This window comes from Bartonella sp. P12B (assembly GCF_055796185.1).
The window spans coordinates 246285-263818 of sequence record NZ_JBTTDI010000001.1 but is presented as its reverse complement, the minus strand read 5'-3'; the positions used below and the strand labels follow the sequence as shown (position 1 = coordinate 263818).

14 protein-coding genes are annotated in these 17534 nt (G+C 41.1%); 3 read left to right on the top strand and 11 right to left on the bottom strand.

Features of this window, described 5'->3' with window-relative positions; genetic code table 11:
• Positions 1-309 precede the first annotated feature (309 nt).
• The gene (locus AC0QT1_RS01055; protein WP_473201459.1) at positions 310-996 is read right to left on the bottom strand and encodes a VUT family protein; all 687 of its coding nucleotides are present in this window, start codon (positions 994-996) and stop codon (positions 310-312) included.
• 83 nt (positions 997-1079) lie between these two features.
• Complete coding sequence (gene rpmB / locus AC0QT1_RS01050) at positions 1080-1385, bottom strand: 50S ribosomal protein L28 (protein WP_473199814.1); 306 nt, start codon at positions 1383-1385, stop codon at positions 1080-1082.
• A 277-nt stretch (positions 1386-1662) separates the two neighbouring features.
• On the opposite strand from rpmB, the gene AC0QT1_RS01045 reads away from it, so the two are divergent.
• Positions 1663-2448: an SURF1 family protein gene (locus AC0QT1_RS01045; protein ID WP_473200015.1), complete on the top strand. Its 786-nt coding sequence runs from the start codon at positions 1663-1665 to the stop codon at positions 2446-2448.
• Between the two features lie 214 nt (positions 2449-2662).
• Here the strand turns inward: AC0QT1_RS01045 and AC0QT1_RS01040 are convergent, their stop codons facing one another.
• The 5 genes from AC0QT1_RS01040 to htpX all read right to left on the bottom strand — a co-directional run bounded on the left by AC0QT1_RS01040 (position 2663) and on the right by htpX (position 8882).
• Entirely contained in the window at positions 2663-2815 is a 153-nt protein-coding gene (locus AC0QT1_RS01040; protein WP_473199815.1) for a DUF1127 domain-containing protein, read from the bottom strand.
• A gap of 146 nt (positions 2816-2961) precedes the next feature.
• Positions 2962-4578: a bifunctional phosphoribosylaminoimidazolecarboxamide formyltransferase/IMP cyclohydrolase gene (gene purH, locus AC0QT1_RS01035; protein WP_473201458.1), complete on the bottom strand. Its 1617-nt coding sequence runs from the start codon at positions 4576-4578 to the stop codon at positions 2962-2964.
• A gap of 158 nt (positions 4579-4736) precedes the next feature.
• On the bottom strand, positions 4737-6437 hold the full coding sequence (locus AC0QT1_RS01030; RefSeq protein WP_473201457.1) for a heparinase II/III family protein: 1701 nt from the start codon (positions 6435-6437) through the stop codon (positions 4737-4739).
• A 64-nt stretch (positions 6438-6501) separates the two neighbouring features.
• On the bottom strand, positions 6502-7869 hold the full coding sequence (locus AC0QT1_RS01025) for an RsmB/NOP family class I SAM-dependent RNA methyltransferase (RefSeq protein ID WP_473199818.1): 1368 nt from the start codon (positions 7867-7869) through the stop codon (positions 6502-6504).
• 41 nt (positions 7870-7910) lie between these two features.
• On the bottom strand, positions 7911-8882 hold the full coding sequence (gene htpX, locus AC0QT1_RS01020; RefSeq protein ID WP_473199819.1) for a zinc metalloprotease HtpX: 972 nt from the start codon (positions 8880-8882) through the stop codon (positions 7911-7913).
• An 83-nt stretch (positions 8883-8965) separates the two neighbouring features.
• Between htpX and AC0QT1_RS01015 the strand changes: the two genes are divergently transcribed.
• The gene (locus AC0QT1_RS01015; protein ID WP_473199820.1) at positions 8966-9181 is read left to right on the top strand and encodes a DUF1674 domain-containing protein; all 216 of its coding nucleotides are present in this window, start codon (positions 8966-8968) and stop codon (positions 9179-9181) included.
• A 150-nt stretch (positions 9182-9331) separates the two neighbouring features.
• Here the strand turns inward: AC0QT1_RS01015 and rpsP are convergent, their stop codons facing one another.
• The 4 genes from rpsP to AC0QT1_RS00995 form a co-directional block, all read right to left on the bottom strand.
• Positions 9332-9694, bottom strand: coding sequence for a 30S ribosomal protein S16 (gene rpsP / locus AC0QT1_RS01010; protein WP_473199821.1), 363 nt, complete (start codon positions 9692-9694; stop codon positions 9332-9334).
• Positions 9695-9726: 32 nt separating this feature from the next.
• Positions 9727-10038, bottom strand: coding sequence for a chorismate mutase (locus tag AC0QT1_RS01005; protein ID WP_473201510.1), 312 nt, complete (start codon positions 10036-10038; stop codon positions 9727-9729).
• A 24-nt stretch (positions 10039-10062) separates the two neighbouring features.
• Entirely contained in the window at positions 10063-11631 is a 1569-nt protein-coding gene (gene ffh, locus AC0QT1_RS01000) for a signal recognition particle protein (protein WP_473200017.1), read from the bottom strand.
• Between the two features lie 243 nt (positions 11632-11874).
• On the bottom strand, positions 11875-12525 hold the full coding sequence (locus AC0QT1_RS00995; RefSeq protein ID WP_473199822.1) for a carbonic anhydrase: 651 nt from the start codon (positions 12523-12525) through the stop codon (positions 11875-11877).
• A 253-nt stretch (positions 12526-12778) separates the two neighbouring features.
• On the opposite strand from AC0QT1_RS00995, the gene AC0QT1_RS00990 reads away from it, so the two are divergent.
• Positions 12779-17467, top strand: coding sequence for an NAD-glutamate dehydrogenase (locus tag AC0QT1_RS00990; protein WP_473201509.1), 4689 nt, complete (start codon positions 12779-12781; stop codon positions 17465-17467).
• The last annotated feature ends 67 nt before the right edge of the window (positions 17468-17534 follow it).

Sequence of the window (17534 nt, the reverse complement as noted above, 5' to 3'; positions counted from 1 at the left end):
AGCACCATTATATTACATTTGTATATTTTTCAGCTCTCAATACTGTTAAAGACTTTCATATTTAAACGCTTCACGAGAAACATCGTTCGTTTTTTCTTAAACGATTTTGACCACTCCCCGCCTCCTTATGACATAAAAGGAAACAATCTTTATTGATGGATGATGAGAGCATTTGAAATTGGAAAAACCTATTACATCCGAGACTCTCGTTCAAAATGTGCAAGAATAAATGATCGTTATAAATTATTCCTCTATAAAGACAAAACGATCCCCTTCTTCCTCCAAGAATCAGAAGGGGATAAATCAATCTTATTCGTTCCCAACAAAGGATGATTTATCTTTTGAATGATTTTTACCAAGAGGAGCTTTTACAGCTCTAAGGATTGTTCCATAAGGAATCAACATAACCAGACTCATAATAATTTTTACTAAAAAATCACCAAAAGCAAGTGAGAGCCAAATTGGAATCTCAACCTTTCCCAAAAGAGTAGTCCCCAAAAGCGAACTATTGGGATAACCTGTCATCTGATCGATAAAGGAAAAAAAGCTAGCAAAAGCAAGGGAAAAAAATAAAACCGTATCCAAAGCTGAACCAACCAACGCTGCTGCTAAAGGTGCTTTCCACCATGTTTTACGCCGCAAAGGAGTAAAAACAATAATATCAAGCAGTTGTCCCAATAAGAATGCTAAACTAGAAGCGATTGCAAGTCGCGGTGTAGCTAAGATCCAAGAAACAAAAACACCAGAAACAAAACCAGCATAAACCACGCGCCGTGCCGCGGCTGGACCATAAAAACGATTGGTCAAATCATTGATCAGAAAAGCAATTGGATAGGTAAAAGCACCATAGGTTAGGATTTCATTTAAACCGAACCAATAGACAGGATACTGCACCAAAATATTAGAAGCGGTTACAGCAAAACACATCGCAAAGATAGAGAAAACAACATACTTTCTCTCCCGCTGTGCAAATAAAAGACTCTGTATTGAAGACATTTTTTTAACTTGGGGTATGGAACCAATAAAATACAGTAATCAAAGCATAAAAAGCCAAACGACAGCTTAGAAACGAAAAGCAACTACGCTGCTTTTTCAGCCTTCTCTTCAGCTTTTTTCTTAATAATTTGGCGTTTTAACAAACGGGCACGTTGTGACAATTCTTTATCATCAGCTTTAACCAAAAAGCTATCAAGCCCACCGCGGTGCTCAACAGAACGCAAAGCACTTGCCGAAACACGCAAGCGATAACTCTGCTGTAACACCTCTGAAATCAACGTCACATTACAAAGATTTGGTAAAAAACGACGACGCGTTTTATTATTCGCATGGCTAACATTATTACCATAAAGAACTGTTTTCCCTGTCAATTCGCAGGCACGAGACATAAACTTCACCTTTAAACTCTAAGAAACTCTTAAATCTCAATACCCGAAAAACAGAATCAACGCAAAAAGCGCACAACAACCCCTTGGACGGTATTATTGAGAAGTTTTGTTTCTAATAGGGTGTCGATAGCAAAAGGTCAAGTCTTTTGTAGAATCTTTTGCATCTCTTGTAAGCTAATTTTTGCATGATTTCCCATAAAAGACGTACAAAATGTTTTTTTTAACACCCAATAGTGCTAAAAGAATACGTGTCATTCTACAAGGGGAAGCATTAATCATGAGCACAACAGTTCCTACTATGACAGAGCCTCAACAAAAACAGAGCCGTTTTTCTTCACTTCTCTTTGGCATTTTATTGACGTGTTTTTTTCTTCTCTTTAGCGCACTAGGTGTCTGGCAAATACAACGATTAGACTGGAAAACGAATCTTATCACCAGTGCCAATCAACGTATCCATTTGCCTCCCATCAAAGCACCACCACCAAATCAATGGAAACATGTTACTTTTGAAAAAGATGAGTATCGCCCTGTCATCATTACAGGGAAATTTTTGACAGATAAAAATATTTTTGTCACTGCTGTTGCGCAAAATACCACGGGCTACTGGGTTTTAACCCCCTTACAAACAGCTGAAAACACCCTAACCTTTGTGAATCGTGGTTTTATTCCCATGGATGCACGTCATGACTTTCAAAAAGCCGAGCAAACACATAACGAAAGATCAACCCATCAATATTCTAATCAAAATACAGAGCAAATAACGATCATAGGTTTATTACGTATGAGTGAAAAAAATGGATTTTTCCCACGCAAAAATAATCCTGATAGTAATTTATGGTATACCCGTGATCTTCCTGCTATGGCTCAAAAACTTGGTTTATCCAGCGTTGCTCCTTATTTTATTGATGCTGGAAAAAAAACAGCCCCGCAAAAAAGCTTGCCCATTGCTGGCTTAACGGTTGTGCATTTTCGAAATAATCATCTTGTCTATGCCATCACGTGGTTTATTTTAGCTGCTGGTGTTCTAGGTGGTTCTCTTTTCCTCTTGCGACAAAAACGCTAAAAAAGAGAAAAAAGACCTCCCCGCTGAAATATGGCTATAAAACGCTCTTTCTTTGAGAAACAGAAGTTCTACAACAGAGCATACCCTGTTCTGTTGTATTGAAATTTTACACACCACTTTATTGCTTTTCCAAAAAACAGCACGTGATATCAACCAGCAAGCACACAAATGCCACTCCAACACATGCTCTCTTAAATGCTATCATGAACAAATTCTAGAAAGATTTATGCGAATAATAGCGTGCAATTGAATGAATATTACCACGATAAATGCCAAGATCATTCAATTCATGTGCTGAAAGATGGCTTAATGCATTAACTGTGCGTCGATAACGACGCCAATTACTATAAGAACGTAGAATATTCATATCTTCACCCCCAAACCTCATTTAACTCATCATTGAGTGTAAGATAGAGCAAATTACAAAAAAGAGTTGTGCTATAACTTCATAACAGATATGCACTTATAACATGAGAAACTGATCCCATGGGTAGAGAGCAATTACCCTAAGCATCAATGGCGAAAATGCCGAACACCTGTAAAGACCATAGCTAAATCATGGGCATCAGCTGCTGCAATAATTTCTTCATCGCGCATTGACCCTCCCGGCTGAATAACCGCTGTTGCACCAGCTTCCACAGCTGCCAATAGACCATCTGCAAAAGGGAAAAATGCATCCGATGCAACCACCGACCCTTTAGCAGGAGACTCTGTTAAGCCCGCTCTTTGCGCGCTTTCTTCAGCTTTACGCGCAGCAATTTTTGCTGAATCAATACGGCTCATTTGACCGGCACCAATTCCAACAGTTGCGCACTTTTTTGCATAAACGATAGCATTTGATTTAACATGCTTCACTACCCGAAAAGCAAATTGAAGATCACGCATTTCATCTTGGCTTGGTGCCCGCTTTGTCACCACTTGCAGTTTGAGATTATCAACCACCCTATTATCACGCGACTGTACCAACAGTCCGCCAGCAAGTGTTTTAACAAGCAGCCCCTCACTCCGTGGATCAGGAACACCACCTGTTATCAATAAACGAAGATTTTTTTTCCTAGCAATAATTTCACGTGCGGCCACCGTCGCATCAGGAGCAATAATCACTTCTGTAAAAATTTTGACAATCTCTTCTGCACATTCTTCATCAAGAGTTTGATTTAACGCAACAATTCCACCAAACGCTGAAACATTATCACACATCAGAGCTTTCAAATAAGCCTCTTTTAAACTTCGCCCTTCTGCAACACCACAAGGATTAGCATGCTTAATAAGCGCAACAGCCGCAGTCTTTTGAGAATCAAATTCTGCTACAAGTTCAAATGCCGCATCTGTATCATTCATATTGTTATAAGAGAGTGCTTTCCCTTGCAAAAGTTTAGCTGTTGCAACACCAAAACGTTTCTCACTATTACGGTAAAATGCCGCTTTTTGATGTGGATTTTCTCCATAGCGCATAACATTTTCAAGACGACCAGAAAAACTCTGCCACGATGGCGTTTCAACTTTTAAATTCTGTGCAAACCATGCCGCTATTGCGGCATCATAAGCAGCGGTGTGTGCATAAGCACGCAGTGCCAACTGACGTCGCATAGATAAACTTAAGCACCCATCATGCTTCTTTAATTCCGCAAGAACTGCATCATAATCACTCACGGCTGTAAGAACACCAGTGTAAGCATGATTCTTTGCCGCCGCGCGAATCATTGCCGGTCCACCAATATCAATATTTTCAATGATTGTTTGTTCATCAGCACCGGATTGAGAAGTCTCTTCAAAAGGATAAAGATTGACCACCAGAAGATCAATTCCATGGATACCATGCTTTTCCATAGCTTCCCTATGGCTAGGATCCTGTTTTACACCTAAGAGAGCACCATGAATCAAAGGATGAAGTGTTTTAACACGCCCATCCATTATTTCTGGAAATCCTGTAATTTCAGCAACATCTTTAACAGGTAAACCAGCAGCCATCAAAGCTTTAGCTGTCCCTCCTGTTGAAATCAATTCAACACCATAAGTATGGAGCGCTTGCGCAAATGGAACCAAATCGGTTTTATTCGACACGGAAAGAAGAGCACGACGAACCCGATGGAGATCAGGTATGAGGAAACTTTTTGCAACAACGCCCATAAGAAGAATCCTAAAAATAAAAACAATGACAATTCGAGAAAGATACGCTCACATTTATAGCATATGCCGTTATCAAAATACACTGAAAGGAGACAATATCTTTTTTAACGCACAAAGAATAGTTTCCTCTTTATCCGTATAAAGAATCTGATCATTGTTTATGGATGGCACGTAAAGCGCCAACGAACTTTTTCTTGAAATGCAGGACGGAAATACAACACGATCTGTTGTGTGCGTTGCGGACCTATGCGTTCGGCAAAATCAATCGAATCTTCAAGAAAAATATCAGCATCAGGTGATATAAAATACCACTCTTGTCCCCCTTTAGCGACTAACCGTACACCATTGCCATCAAAATTAACTTCTACGTGTGGATGAAGGTGGAACCGAACAGCAACATTATGCTGTTCATTTTGATCTGCCTTATATCTTTTAGAAAGGCCCTTAGGTGGCGTGAAAAAGCGATCAAAACCTTCGATCATTGTCCCATTTGTTGCTAAAATAAGACCACGCTCATGGACAAGATTAAAAGGACGCACATAGCCATCATGACTAGCAATAAAACCAGTTTTTTCTGAATCCTCTATACGGCGCACCTTAACATCCGTTGGTCCCTCAAGCAAAAGTGAAGCGCCTTTCCTCTTTTTTTTATGAAAAATGCCCACTGAACAATCATTAACCGTTGCTGTTGAATGCGCAGCCGTAAAACGTCCTAAATGCCGATATTCCTCGCGTCCATAAGGGTTAACACCGGTATTGATAATAAAGCGGCTCCCTCGTGAAGACATTTCAAAGGACAAACATCCAGATCCAGCATGTTGTGCAACAAAGCGTGGTGGAAATTTTCCTGTATCTGCAAGCACTGTCGTTTGATTGGCTTGTAAACGTTGAAACCCTGAATAACGTGCATAACTAAAAGGGTGTCCAGCTGTTTCATCAAGCTTTAAAACGGTTGATAAACGTTCACAGACAAGTGGTCCAACCCCATTAAAATGCGCCAATGTCTGATCTTCGTGGATAAAAAACCGTAAAGCTGGCAACATCCGTTCAACAGAATCAATGAGGATACGCGGCGCTGTTTCATTACTTTTCATAAAAAGATGACGTAAAGACAACAAATCCGATAACAAATTGAGCAAGATGGCAGGACTACGTGAAATATGACCACCATCAACCAAGATTTGGCGTGAAAGCTCCTCTCTCAGGAAGGTATGTACCTTTTTTTTGATTGCCGCAGAAATAGGCAAAGCAAGAGAGGCAAATGTCAAAGCAGCAGCAGCTTGTAAACGTTGTTCATTGTTTTCCATACTCCAAATCGTTGTGCGCAAATAACGAAATTGAAAACCAAGCGCACGTAAAAAGCGTTTTTCAAACCGCTCACTTGCCCCTTGCAACAACATTTTCGAATGGCAAATCCACGAAATCAAACGTCGTGCCACAACCGGCCCGCTCCAAGCAAGCCCCTTTACTTTTTTACCACCATGATCAAGCCAATCCTCTAAGAGAGAACGCGCATGTGCTACAGCCAAATCACTCTCTGCTGCTGCCATATGGCGCAACCAATGAAAATCATGCAAAGCCGCTTCCCATTCCGGTGCGGGTGGAACCAACGCAAAAGGCGAAACAGCACCAGCATGAACAATATGGCCAGCAAAAGCAAAACGACCGTGATAAAATTCGTGCGCCATCATCGGATCAGCGAAATGCAAATCAATGGGATGCGCTAAAATTTTATGGGGACGAAATCCCGAAAACCGCCAACGAAACAGAGGACCAACCGATAAACGCCGTATAAACTGGTGTATCCTATACCCAAAGTCCGATGCCTTTATCTGAGAACCTTTTACTGCAATCGCCACAATTTCAACTCCATCCGTACTGAATCATGTACAATTTCAGCCATTTTAGTAAATGAACCGTTAATTAAGCCACTTTCCGCAAGCGTGCCGCAAAAAAACCATCCATTCCTAAAAACAGGTTTTTCTCAACGTTAACATTTTGCTGACAAAAATCCGCAGGAGTTGTTCGTAAAGTCCCCTTAACTGAGAGCAAATGCGCCATTGCGCCCATTTCCTCCCTACCAATAGGTTCTAAAACAATGTCATTACGTTCCGATAAAATTTTCTCAATAAGATCTTCACCTTCTTCTCTTGCTAAGGAACAATTGGAAAAAACAAGACACCCCCCCTTTTTCACCAAAGCAATTGCTGCGACAAGCAAGTCATATTGCAACGCCGCTAATTTGGCGATATCTTCGCCCGATTTTGTCCATAAAATATCTGGATGACGACGGATTGTTCCTGTAGAAGAGCAAGGAGCATCAAGAAGAACAGCATCAAAAAGCTGTTGAGGTTGAAAATCTCTCACATCCCCTAGCCAAGTGCAAACGGAAAAATGAAGCCTTTCCATATTCGCCTTTAAACGCCTTAACCGATTAGCAGACAGATCGACTGCTGTCACCTTAGCTCCTTGCAAAGCCAATTGTGCTGTTTTTCCGCCAGGGCTTGCACAAAGATCAGCAACATTTTTACCCTTAATATTCCCAAGTAAAGAAGCAGGCAACGCCGCAGCAAAATCCTGAACCCACCAAGCCCCCTCTGTATAACCTGGTAAATCAGTAACAGAACAATTCAAACGACTCAACCGAATAGAACCATTAGGCAAAACAACACCTTCAAGCCGTTTAGCCCACCCAACACTATCGGATTTAACAGTCAAATCGAGAGGAGGCTCAAGTTTTTGAATGGCCAAAATTTGATCAGCTTTTTCTTTGCCATAAGTTGAAACCAAAAGCTGCCCAAACCACGCTGGAACCTCTTCAATAGTAGACACTTGTTGGCGTAAAAACACCGCCTCACGAGCAACATTGCGTAAAAGAGCATTGACTACCCCCGAAAAACGGCGCATACGTGGATCAAGTTTAGCCACACGCACGGCTAAATCAAGTGCAGCATGATCAGGAATATCTAGGTAAAGAATTTGTGCCACACTGACATGCAAAAGATGCTGAAGTGAAAAGGCTTGCGAAGGCAAAGGGCGCATCAAAAAGCGTGATAAAGCAGCTGTAATCTGCCCCCGATGACGCAAAGCTGCTGCCAAAATAGCACGACACAACGAACGATCTCGTTGTGAAAACCCTAAATATTGTGGATGCCCATGTTCATTATCTGTTAAACCAGAAAAAGAGGCATGCCTATCAAGCACCGCCCCCAAAAGACGAACACACACCTGCCGAACAGCTAAACCAGGAACATTTTTTTCGGACACATGCCCCGCTTTCTTGTGTTTCAAATCAATACCCTTACGTCTTTATTCCCTCAAAAACTTTATGATCAAGATTTCTTTGTATCTTCATAACGAAGCCAAGAGGGACGCTTTGTAACGCGTTGAAGAGAATTCTTTTCCTGCAAACCACCTTCTTCATCCCATCCTGTATTTTTGACCATTTTTCCCTTCATTTCTTCCGCCTGCCGATAAAGAGCAGCAATACGATTTGCCGTCGCTGGATGGGTAGAAAAAAGGCTATCAGCTCCTTCACCACTCAAGGGATTAATAATAAACAGATGCGCTGTTGCTGGATTATGCTCTGCCTCTTCATTATAGACCCCACGTCCACCATCGGCAATTTTACGCAACGCAGAAGCCAACCATAACGGATTACCACAGATTTCAGCTCCACGACGATCAGCAGCATATTCACGCGTACGGCTAATGGCCATTTGTACCAACATCGCGGCAAAAGGCGCCACAAGAAGAGCTATAAGACTCCCAAGCCCTCCACCATGAGAATGTTCTGAAGAATGACGCGTTCCCCCCATAAAAAAAGCAAAATTCCCAAGCATAGAAATTGCTCCGGCAATCGTTGCAGTCAACGTCATTGTTAACGTATCACGATGCTCAATATGCGCTAGTTCGTGCGCCATAACGCCGGCAATTTCCTCTGCACTTAACATCTTCAATAGTCCAGTGCTTGCCGCAACGGCCGCATTTTGCGGATTGCGCCCAGTAGCAAAAGCATTTGGCTGAACACTCTCAATAACGTAAATTTTTGGTTGAGGAAGAGAAGCATTCCTCGCTAAATCACTGACAATTTTATAATAAATCGGTGATGAATTCTGATCAACTTCCCGTGCATTATACATGCGTAAAACAATTTTATCCGAATTCCAATAAGAAAAAAAATTTAAACCACTTGCCATCACAAGCGCAATGATCATCCCCCCGCCCCCTCCAACAAGATAACCAACTCCCATAAACAGAGCCGTCATAAAAGCCAAAAGCATGGCCGTACGCATTATGTTCATTACTCAAAAAACTCCATGATAAAATACAATTAATATTATATGATGGGGTTTTCTTTCTGCTTCTTCAATGGAATAGGTGTAAAATGGATAAAAAAGACCAAAAAATAAGCGAACAAAAAGCACCAGTTGATAAACAGCAACCCCTTTCTCCCGCGGCACAACGCGCTCTCCATGAAGCTGAAGAAAGGCGCAAATATGAAACAGATGAAGAAAAGCCCTTAGAAAATGGCGGACGCGGCGGCAAAGATCCCTCACGCTATGGAGATTGGGAAATCAAAGGTCGCGCCATTGATTTTTAAAAAAATCTTTGACCTCTAAAAAAACCAATGTTGATTGAAAAAATCAAACATCCTTTTAAAGAAGACCCGTTTTTGATAAACAAAAACGGATAATCATCATTTTTCTTCAAAAAACGTTTAAAAGTAAAGTTAATTCTGTTTTCAGAATAATCACGCTTCTTCTGTGGCTGCAGCAGCTTCTTCAGCGGCTTGCTTTGCAGCGGCTATGCGTTCTTGTGCTTTTTTACCAGGCTCACCTTTTTGTGGATTATTGCGGGTTGGACGCTTTTTCAAGCCAGCAGCATCCAAAAACCGTAAAACGCGATCTGTTGGCTGCGCCCCTTGACCAAGCCAATACTGGATACGCTCTTCATTCAGTTTTACACGCGGTCCATCTTTAGGCAACATTGGGTCCCATGCACCAACACGTTCAAGAAACCGCCCATCGCGCGGACTACGAACATCCGCCACAACAATATGATAGTAAGGACGTTTTTTTGAACCTCCACGGGACAAACGAATTTTTAATGCCATATTTTATCTCCTATATCAGTCTTGGCTTTCGTTTAAATTGATTGACTTTGTTTTCGCTCTTCAGCAATGATTTCATGCTGACGCACAACCTCTTCAATGACAAACTTCAAAAATCTCTCAGCAAAATCGTTATCGAGATGACTCTCTACAGCCAATTGTCGCAATCGCGCAACTTGGCTTTCCTCGCGCACAGGATCGACTATAGGCAAATTATAATGGGCTTTTAGATGCCCCACAGCCTTTGTACAACGAAAACGCTCTGCCAAAATATGAATCAAGGCCGCATCAAAATTATCAATGGACGCTCGCAAATGAGCCAATTCATCCAACATTTTTTCCTGCATCATATTTCCTTCCCTCTTTGCATCTTATTTTTTCTTGGGATGCAGAGGAAATTTTCCCCTCTCTACAGGTCCATTGGAAAGTCCAGGAAATGTAAATCCACGCCTTGGAAGACCAGGCAGGCCCTTCCCTCCATTCCCACTCTCAATCTGCTTTTGAAGTGTCGAGAGCTGTTTTGGATCAAATCCTGATAAATCGGGAAGCGCTCCAGAATCTCCACCAACAGCTCCCATACTACCAAACCCCATCTTAGCACCAAGCCCTCCTAACATTTTCCCCATCAGTCCGCTTTTACCTTTACCACCTACAGCTTTGACCATATCAGTCATTTGGCGATGCATTTTCAAAAGCTTATTAATATCAGCAGCACTTGTACCAGATCCCTTAGCAATGCGTTGTTTACGGCTATGTTTCAAAATCTCAGGATTGGCTCTCTCTAAGGGTGTCATTGACGAAATAATAGCCAATTGACGATTAAACAAACGGTCATCAAGTCCAGCAGCCGCAATCTGATCTTTTACTTTACCCATACCCGGTAACATTCCCATAATGCCACCCATTCCGCCAAGTTTTTTCATTTTCTGCAATTGCTCTGCAAGGTCATTGAGATCAAATTTTCCAGCTTGCATTTTTTTTGCCAAAGCAGCTGCTTTCTCATGATCCATTGTTTCAGCAGCTTTTTCCACCAAAGAAACAATATCGCCCATTCCGAGGATACGATCAGCAATACGACTGGGATGGAACTCTTCCAAAGCCTCTATTTTTTCACCAATTCCAATCGCTTTAATCGGCTTTCCAGTCACGGCACGCATTGAAAGAGCAGCACCACCGCGACCATCACTATCCATCCGCGTTAAGATAATTCCTGTAATTCCCACCCGCTCATCAAAAGAGCGTGCCAAATGCACAGCATCTTGACCCGTAAGACTATCAGCCACCAGCATAATTTCATGGGGCAAAGAACATGCTTTAATTTCAGCCAATTCAAGCATCAAAGCTTCATCAATATGGTTCCGTCCTGCTGTATCAAGAATCAGCACATCATACCCACCCAATTTTGCGGCCTGTACCGCACGTGATGCGATATCGACGGGAGACTGCCCAGCAATAATAGGTAGACTTGCAAGTTTTGCTTGTTCTCCCAATTGGCGCAGTTGCTCCTGTGCCGCAGGACGGCGTGTATCTAATGACGCCATGAGAACTTTTTTATTATTTTTGTCCGTAAAACGTTTTGCAAGCTTTGCTGTTGTTGTTGTTTTTCCAGAACCTTGCAAACCAATCATCATGATCACAACCGGTGCCGGAGCATTTAAATCGCTCACAACGCCTTCATTTCCAAGGACACGAACCAATTCATCATGAACAATTTTAACAACCATCTGTCCAGGTTTAATTGATTTAACAATTGCAGACCCAACAGCTTTTTCACGAACCCTATCAGTAAAAGAACGTGCGACATCAAGTGCAACATCGGCTTCTAACAAAGCGCGACGAATTTCGCGCAGTGCCGCTGTTACATCCTGATCCGACAAAGCACCACGCCCTGTCAAATGGGACAGTATGGAACCAAGCCGCTCTTGTAAGGATTCAAACATCATCTACCTCATTGCTACACAACAAACAAACCAAAATGACATCCGAGAACGCATCGCGCCGTCGGATGTTGACCTCTGAGATCTCTTTATACCCTTAAAAATGGGGTCTCAGTCGGTGGCTCCAAGTTAATTTTGTCACTGAAAGCTCGCTCTTTCAAACAATAAAACCCCAACTTTGTCAAGATTTATCATGTAATAGCTTTTATTTTAAAAGTTATTTTAAAAGATAGCAAACATTACACTTCAAAGTTCTTCAATCTTAACACGCACAAAATCTCCTGTTTCTTGTTCTATACTCCACAATTCACCGCTTGAGATATCAAACCACACCCCATGTAAGGTCAAAACGTCCTGCTCTTTACGTGCCTTTATCCATGGGAATGTCTCTAAATTTTTCAACGAATGACGAATAGAAATCTGCTCTAATGCGATTTGCTGCTCTTGCCTAGTCAGTGATTTATCCCGAACAACATCTTGCGCGGCTGGTGCCAAAAGATCAATCCATTGACCAATAAAATCTTTTGACGATAAAGACTTATACGTCCCTTTAAGAGCAGTACTCACCCCTCCACAGTGAGCATGGCCGAAAACAACAATATGCTTAACTTCAAGCAATTGTACGGCATATTCAAGAGCAGCTGATGTTGCATGATATTGATTATCAGGAGAAAAGGGAGGAACTAAATTTGCCACATTCCGTAACGTAAAAATTTCACCAGGCTTAGCATCAAAAATCGTTTCTGGTACTGCCCGCGAATCACAACAAGCAATAACCAAAACTTCAGGCTTCTGCCCTTCAAGGGCCAGTTGTTGATAATGTGCTGTTTCATATGAAAAGTGATGTTTTATAAAAGACTGGTAACCGCTTAAAAGTCTTTGTGGTAAACGCGTCATTCTCTTCTTACTTTCCATTGCTATATTTTAAGAACAGAATATTAACATAAAAATACTAAAAATATTCTTGTTATCGACACAAGATATCTTCCCAAAAGCGCAAATTATTACTTTAAAATGGAAGAAACAAGTGTATCCATTCTCAAAATAATAACTATTCTCTTTGAGAAGAAGGTGTTACACTGCGGGGAATGATATAATGGTCTGCTCCAATGAAGAAAAGACCCCTAAGAGCAAAAAAGGGAAGATTATTGTGTTACAACAAAAAACATCAGAAACAAAAAACAATCAAGATAAAATAGAACAAATCCTTTTTGCTCATACCGATAAAGAAGATATCGCCTGTTATGAAGACAAAGAACTCCAAAAAGCCGCAACAACCGCTGTTGAAGCTTTTAAGCTCCACCAAACAGGAAAAACAATCATCTGCTTTGAACAAAATTTAACCCGCAAAAACAAACCTATAACCGTTATAACGCTCGTAAACGATAACAAACCATTCCTGCTCGATTCTATTCTCAATGTCTTCAACCAGGATAAACATCATATTTATTTGATTGCCCATCCGGTGCTTGATTGTGCCTCTGGGCAACGCATCAGCTTGATGCAAATTCACATTGAACCCTTAAACGAACAGCAAAAACAAAAACTCAAAGAGGAACTCGCCCTCGTTCTTGAACAGGTTAATGCAGCTGTACAAGACTGGAAACCGATGCTTGAAGAAGTCGAAAAGCATATCCATGCCTATCAAACAAACCTGCCACAAAACTACAAACAAGAAGGTGAAAAAACCATTGAGTTTCTTAACTGGTTGATGGACCATAATTTCATCTTCCTTGGTATGCGTACTTATCATTTCATAAAAAACCAAGAACCTACAAAAGCTTTCATAGCCAGCGATATTGAGCTTGGTATTCTCACCGATGCCTCTATCCGCATTATTGGTGATGCGCGTGTGGAAGAACCTCCACAAGAAATCTTATCCTTTATGGAAAGTGATAACTTGCTTATTGTCACAAAAGCAAACAGTCGTTCAAAAATCCACCGTCCTGTCTGGCTCGATTATATTGGTCTTAAAATCTTTGATAAAGAAGACAAGCTATGTGGAGAATTGCGCATTGTAGGATTGTTCACCTCCTCAGCTTATACGCGCTCTATTTTACAAATCCCTTTCTTAAAAGAAAAAGCTAAAACCATCATTCAGCGCCTTGGCTACAATCTAACTGACTATTCTGGGAAAGCCCTCATCAGTGTTTTGGAAACCTATCCAAGAGATGAAATGTTTCGTTCCGATGTTGATACATTAACAGAAAATGCCAAGCTTATTCTGCAATTAGATGAACGTCCACGTTTACGAGTGCTTGCACATATTGATCCTTTTGGACGCTTTGTTTCGATCCTTGTTTATGTCCCCCGTGATCAATATAGCAGTAACATTCGTGAGAAAATTGGCGAATATTTTGTCGAACTCTACCAGGGTGATTTCTTTGAATCCTATCCGCTCTTTTTAGAAAGTACCCTCATTCGCGTCCATTATATCATCCATCGTAAAGGAAGCGACAGCGCCCCTATTATCGAGCGTATGACACTTGAACAAAAGGTTCGTTCTATCGCACGGGGTTGGGAAGACAGCGTCCAAACCATAGCTCTTACCCGCAAAGCAACAGACCAACAAACCCGTTTAGCTAGTCAATTTCCCAATAGCTATCGTGATTTATTCTCAGCTGAAGATGCAATTGAAGATGCCGGTCATATTCTAAGCCTTAATGATAAAAAGCCGCTTTTTGTTACTTTTTATCAGGCACAAAATAAAGAAAAACAAACCATTTCTCTCCGGCTTTTTCATCGCCATCAAGCACTTGCTCTTTCTAAACGCGTACCCCTTCTTGAAAACATGGGATTTCGGGTTATTGCTGAACAAACCCTTGAATTACCAGATGGCAACGGAGACTCTGTATATCTTCATGATATGCAACTGGAAAGTGCTTTCCAACTCTCTCTTGATTTTGATAAAAATGGACAGAAACACGCTGAAACATTCGAAGCAATTTGGTCGCAGAATGCTGATAATGATGCCTTTAATGCTTTAACGCAAACAGCAGAGCTTAATTGGCGTGAAATTGTCATTCTACGCCATTATGGACGCTATCTCCAACAAGCTGGAATTCCCTATTCACAAGATCGTGTTGCCCAAACTTTAAATGCTTACCCCAACATTACGAAAGATCTTTATGCTTTATTTCATTTAAAATTCCATCAAAGTCATACAGAAAAAGAGCGAGAAAAGAACCAACAGATCATTCAACAACGCATTGAAGAAAAATTACAAAAAGTCTCTGGTTTAGATGATGATCTAATCTTACGCCGTTATCGTAATCTTATCGATGCAAGTTTACGAAGCAACGCCTTTACTCCTCTAGCAAATGGCAATTCGCGACGTATTTTAGCAACAAAATTAGACCCCCGCCAAATTGAAGGCTTACCTGAACCACGTCCCTATAGAGAGATTTTCGTTTATGGACCAGAAGTTGAAGGGGTTCATCTGCGCTTTGGTCCTATTGCCCGCGGCGGAATCCGTTGGTCTGATCGTGCCCTCGATTACCGCACTGAAGTTCTAAGCTTAGTCAAAGCACAGCAGGTTAAAAACGCTGTTATTGTTCCTGTTGGAGCAAAAGGGGGATTTTATCCTCATCGCCTTCCCCAAACGAATGATCGTGCTGTCATCATTGAAGCCGCACGACAAGCTTACATTGATTTCATCACAGCTTTGCTTTCCATTACCGACAATCTGGTTAACGGCCAAATAAATGCTCCTCACAATATCATTTGCCATGATGATCATGACCCCTATTTTGTTGTTGCAGCCGATAAAGGAACAGCAACATTTTCTGACACTGCCAACGCTCTCAGCCAAGCGAATCACTTTTGGCTCGATGATGCTTTTGCCTCTGGAGGTTCAGCAGGTTATGACCACAAAGAGATTGGGATTACAGCGAAAGGGGCGTGGGAAGCCGTTAAAAGACATTTTCGCGAATCCTTTAATCACGATATTCAAACAACCCCTTTCACCTGTATCGGGGTTGGTGATATGTCAGGTGATGTTTTTGGCAATGGAATGCTTCTTTCCGAACAAACAAAACTCATTGCCGCCTTTGACCATCGTGATATCTTTATAGATCCAAATCCTAATATAGCTGAAAGCTATGCGGAACGAATGCGCCTCTTTCAACTTCCGCGTTCAAGTTGGCAAGATTACGACCAAACAAAATTATCCAAGGGTGGTGGTATTTTTTCACGGACAATGAAAACCATTACTCTCTCACCCGAAGCAGCACAAGCTATTGGTTTTGAAAAACAAACCGGAACCCCGTTTGAAATTATCTCTGCACTTCTCAAAGCGCCTGTTGATCTTTTATGGTTTGGAGGCATTGGGACTTACATTCGTGCAACAACAGAAGCCGATGCACAAGTAGGAGATCGTGCAAATGATGCACTCCGCATTACGGGTGAACAAGTTCGTGCAAAAGTTATTGGTGAGGGTGCTAATCTTGGTGTTACCCAACGCGGTCGTATTGAATATGTCTTAAATGGTGGGCGATGCAACACAGACGCCATTGATAACTCCGCAGGTGTTAATTGTTCAGATGTTGAGGTTAATATCAAAATTGTTCTCGCATCAGCCCTTCGGGCAAAAACGCTTACCCGCGAAGCACGCAATGAACTCTTGAAACAAATGACTCCCCAAGTTGAACAATTAGTCCTGCGCAACAATTATCTACAACCCCTTGCTCTTTCTCTCGCTGAAAGCCAAAGCATTACGGATTTGCCTTATCAAATACGCTTTATGCATGATTTGGAACAGAAGAAACTTCTAGACCGCAGGGTTGAAATTCTTCCTGATGAACAAACTTTGCGGCAAAGAATAACACAAGGTCAAGGATTAATACGTCCAGAACTCGCGGTCATTTTGGCATATGCTAAATTAACCCTAAAAGAAGAAATTGCCCATAGCGCTATTGTTGATGAGCGTTATTTTGATGAAATCTTATTGCGCTATTTTCCAACGCAAATTCAGACAAGCTTTAAGAAAGAAATCATTAACCATCAATTGCGTCGTAATATTATTGCGACCCTCATTGCCAACGATATTGTGAATCGTGGAGGACCAACATTTGTTAGTCGGCTACAAGATTCCACTGAACAAAAGGTTGAAAATATCATTCGTGTTTTCATCGCATTGTGTGATGGCTTTGAGATACCCCAATTGTCTGATCAAATTGATAAACTCGACAATAAAATACCAGGTCTTATCCAAAACAAATTTTACGCAGCCATTACATCAATGCTTTTTGAAACAACCAATTGGGGCTTGCGCAATATGGATCTCTCGCTTCCATTAGAAGAACTTGTGAAAACAATAAAGCAAGCTCGTACTGTTCTTGAAGAATTGCTGACATATCCCAATGATAAAGATATCAATCAAAAAATTAAAGAAAAAACAAACCATTATAGTGAAGAAGGGGCACCAAAAACTTTAGCAAAACAATTGGCTCTCTTAGAAGCTGCTCCAATAATTTGTGACATTTCTTTGATTGCAAAACAAAGCAAAAGAGATCTTATTAAAACCGCAGAGATCTATTTCTCACTTGCACAAATCATCCGTATAAACCGCATTAATGAAGCAAGTCGAACAATTCCTGTCCTTGATTATTATGATAGTATGGCCTTAAGCCAAGCTAAAGAAAATATTGCTGAAAGTTTACGCAAAATTGTTCTGAAAATCCTGAAAAATTATGGAACAAAAGAGGATCCCTTTGCGGCTTGGAGTAAAATAAAAGAAGATCAAATTCATAATGTAACAAATCGCATTGGTGCCCTCATTGAAAATGATCTCAATATTTCTCGCTTTACCTTCGCAGCAGGTATGATTGCACAACTTTAAAACAGTCTTTTCAGATTTAAAGCATTGCAAAGCATCAAAGTTTTACAAAATTTCATTTTGTCTTGCT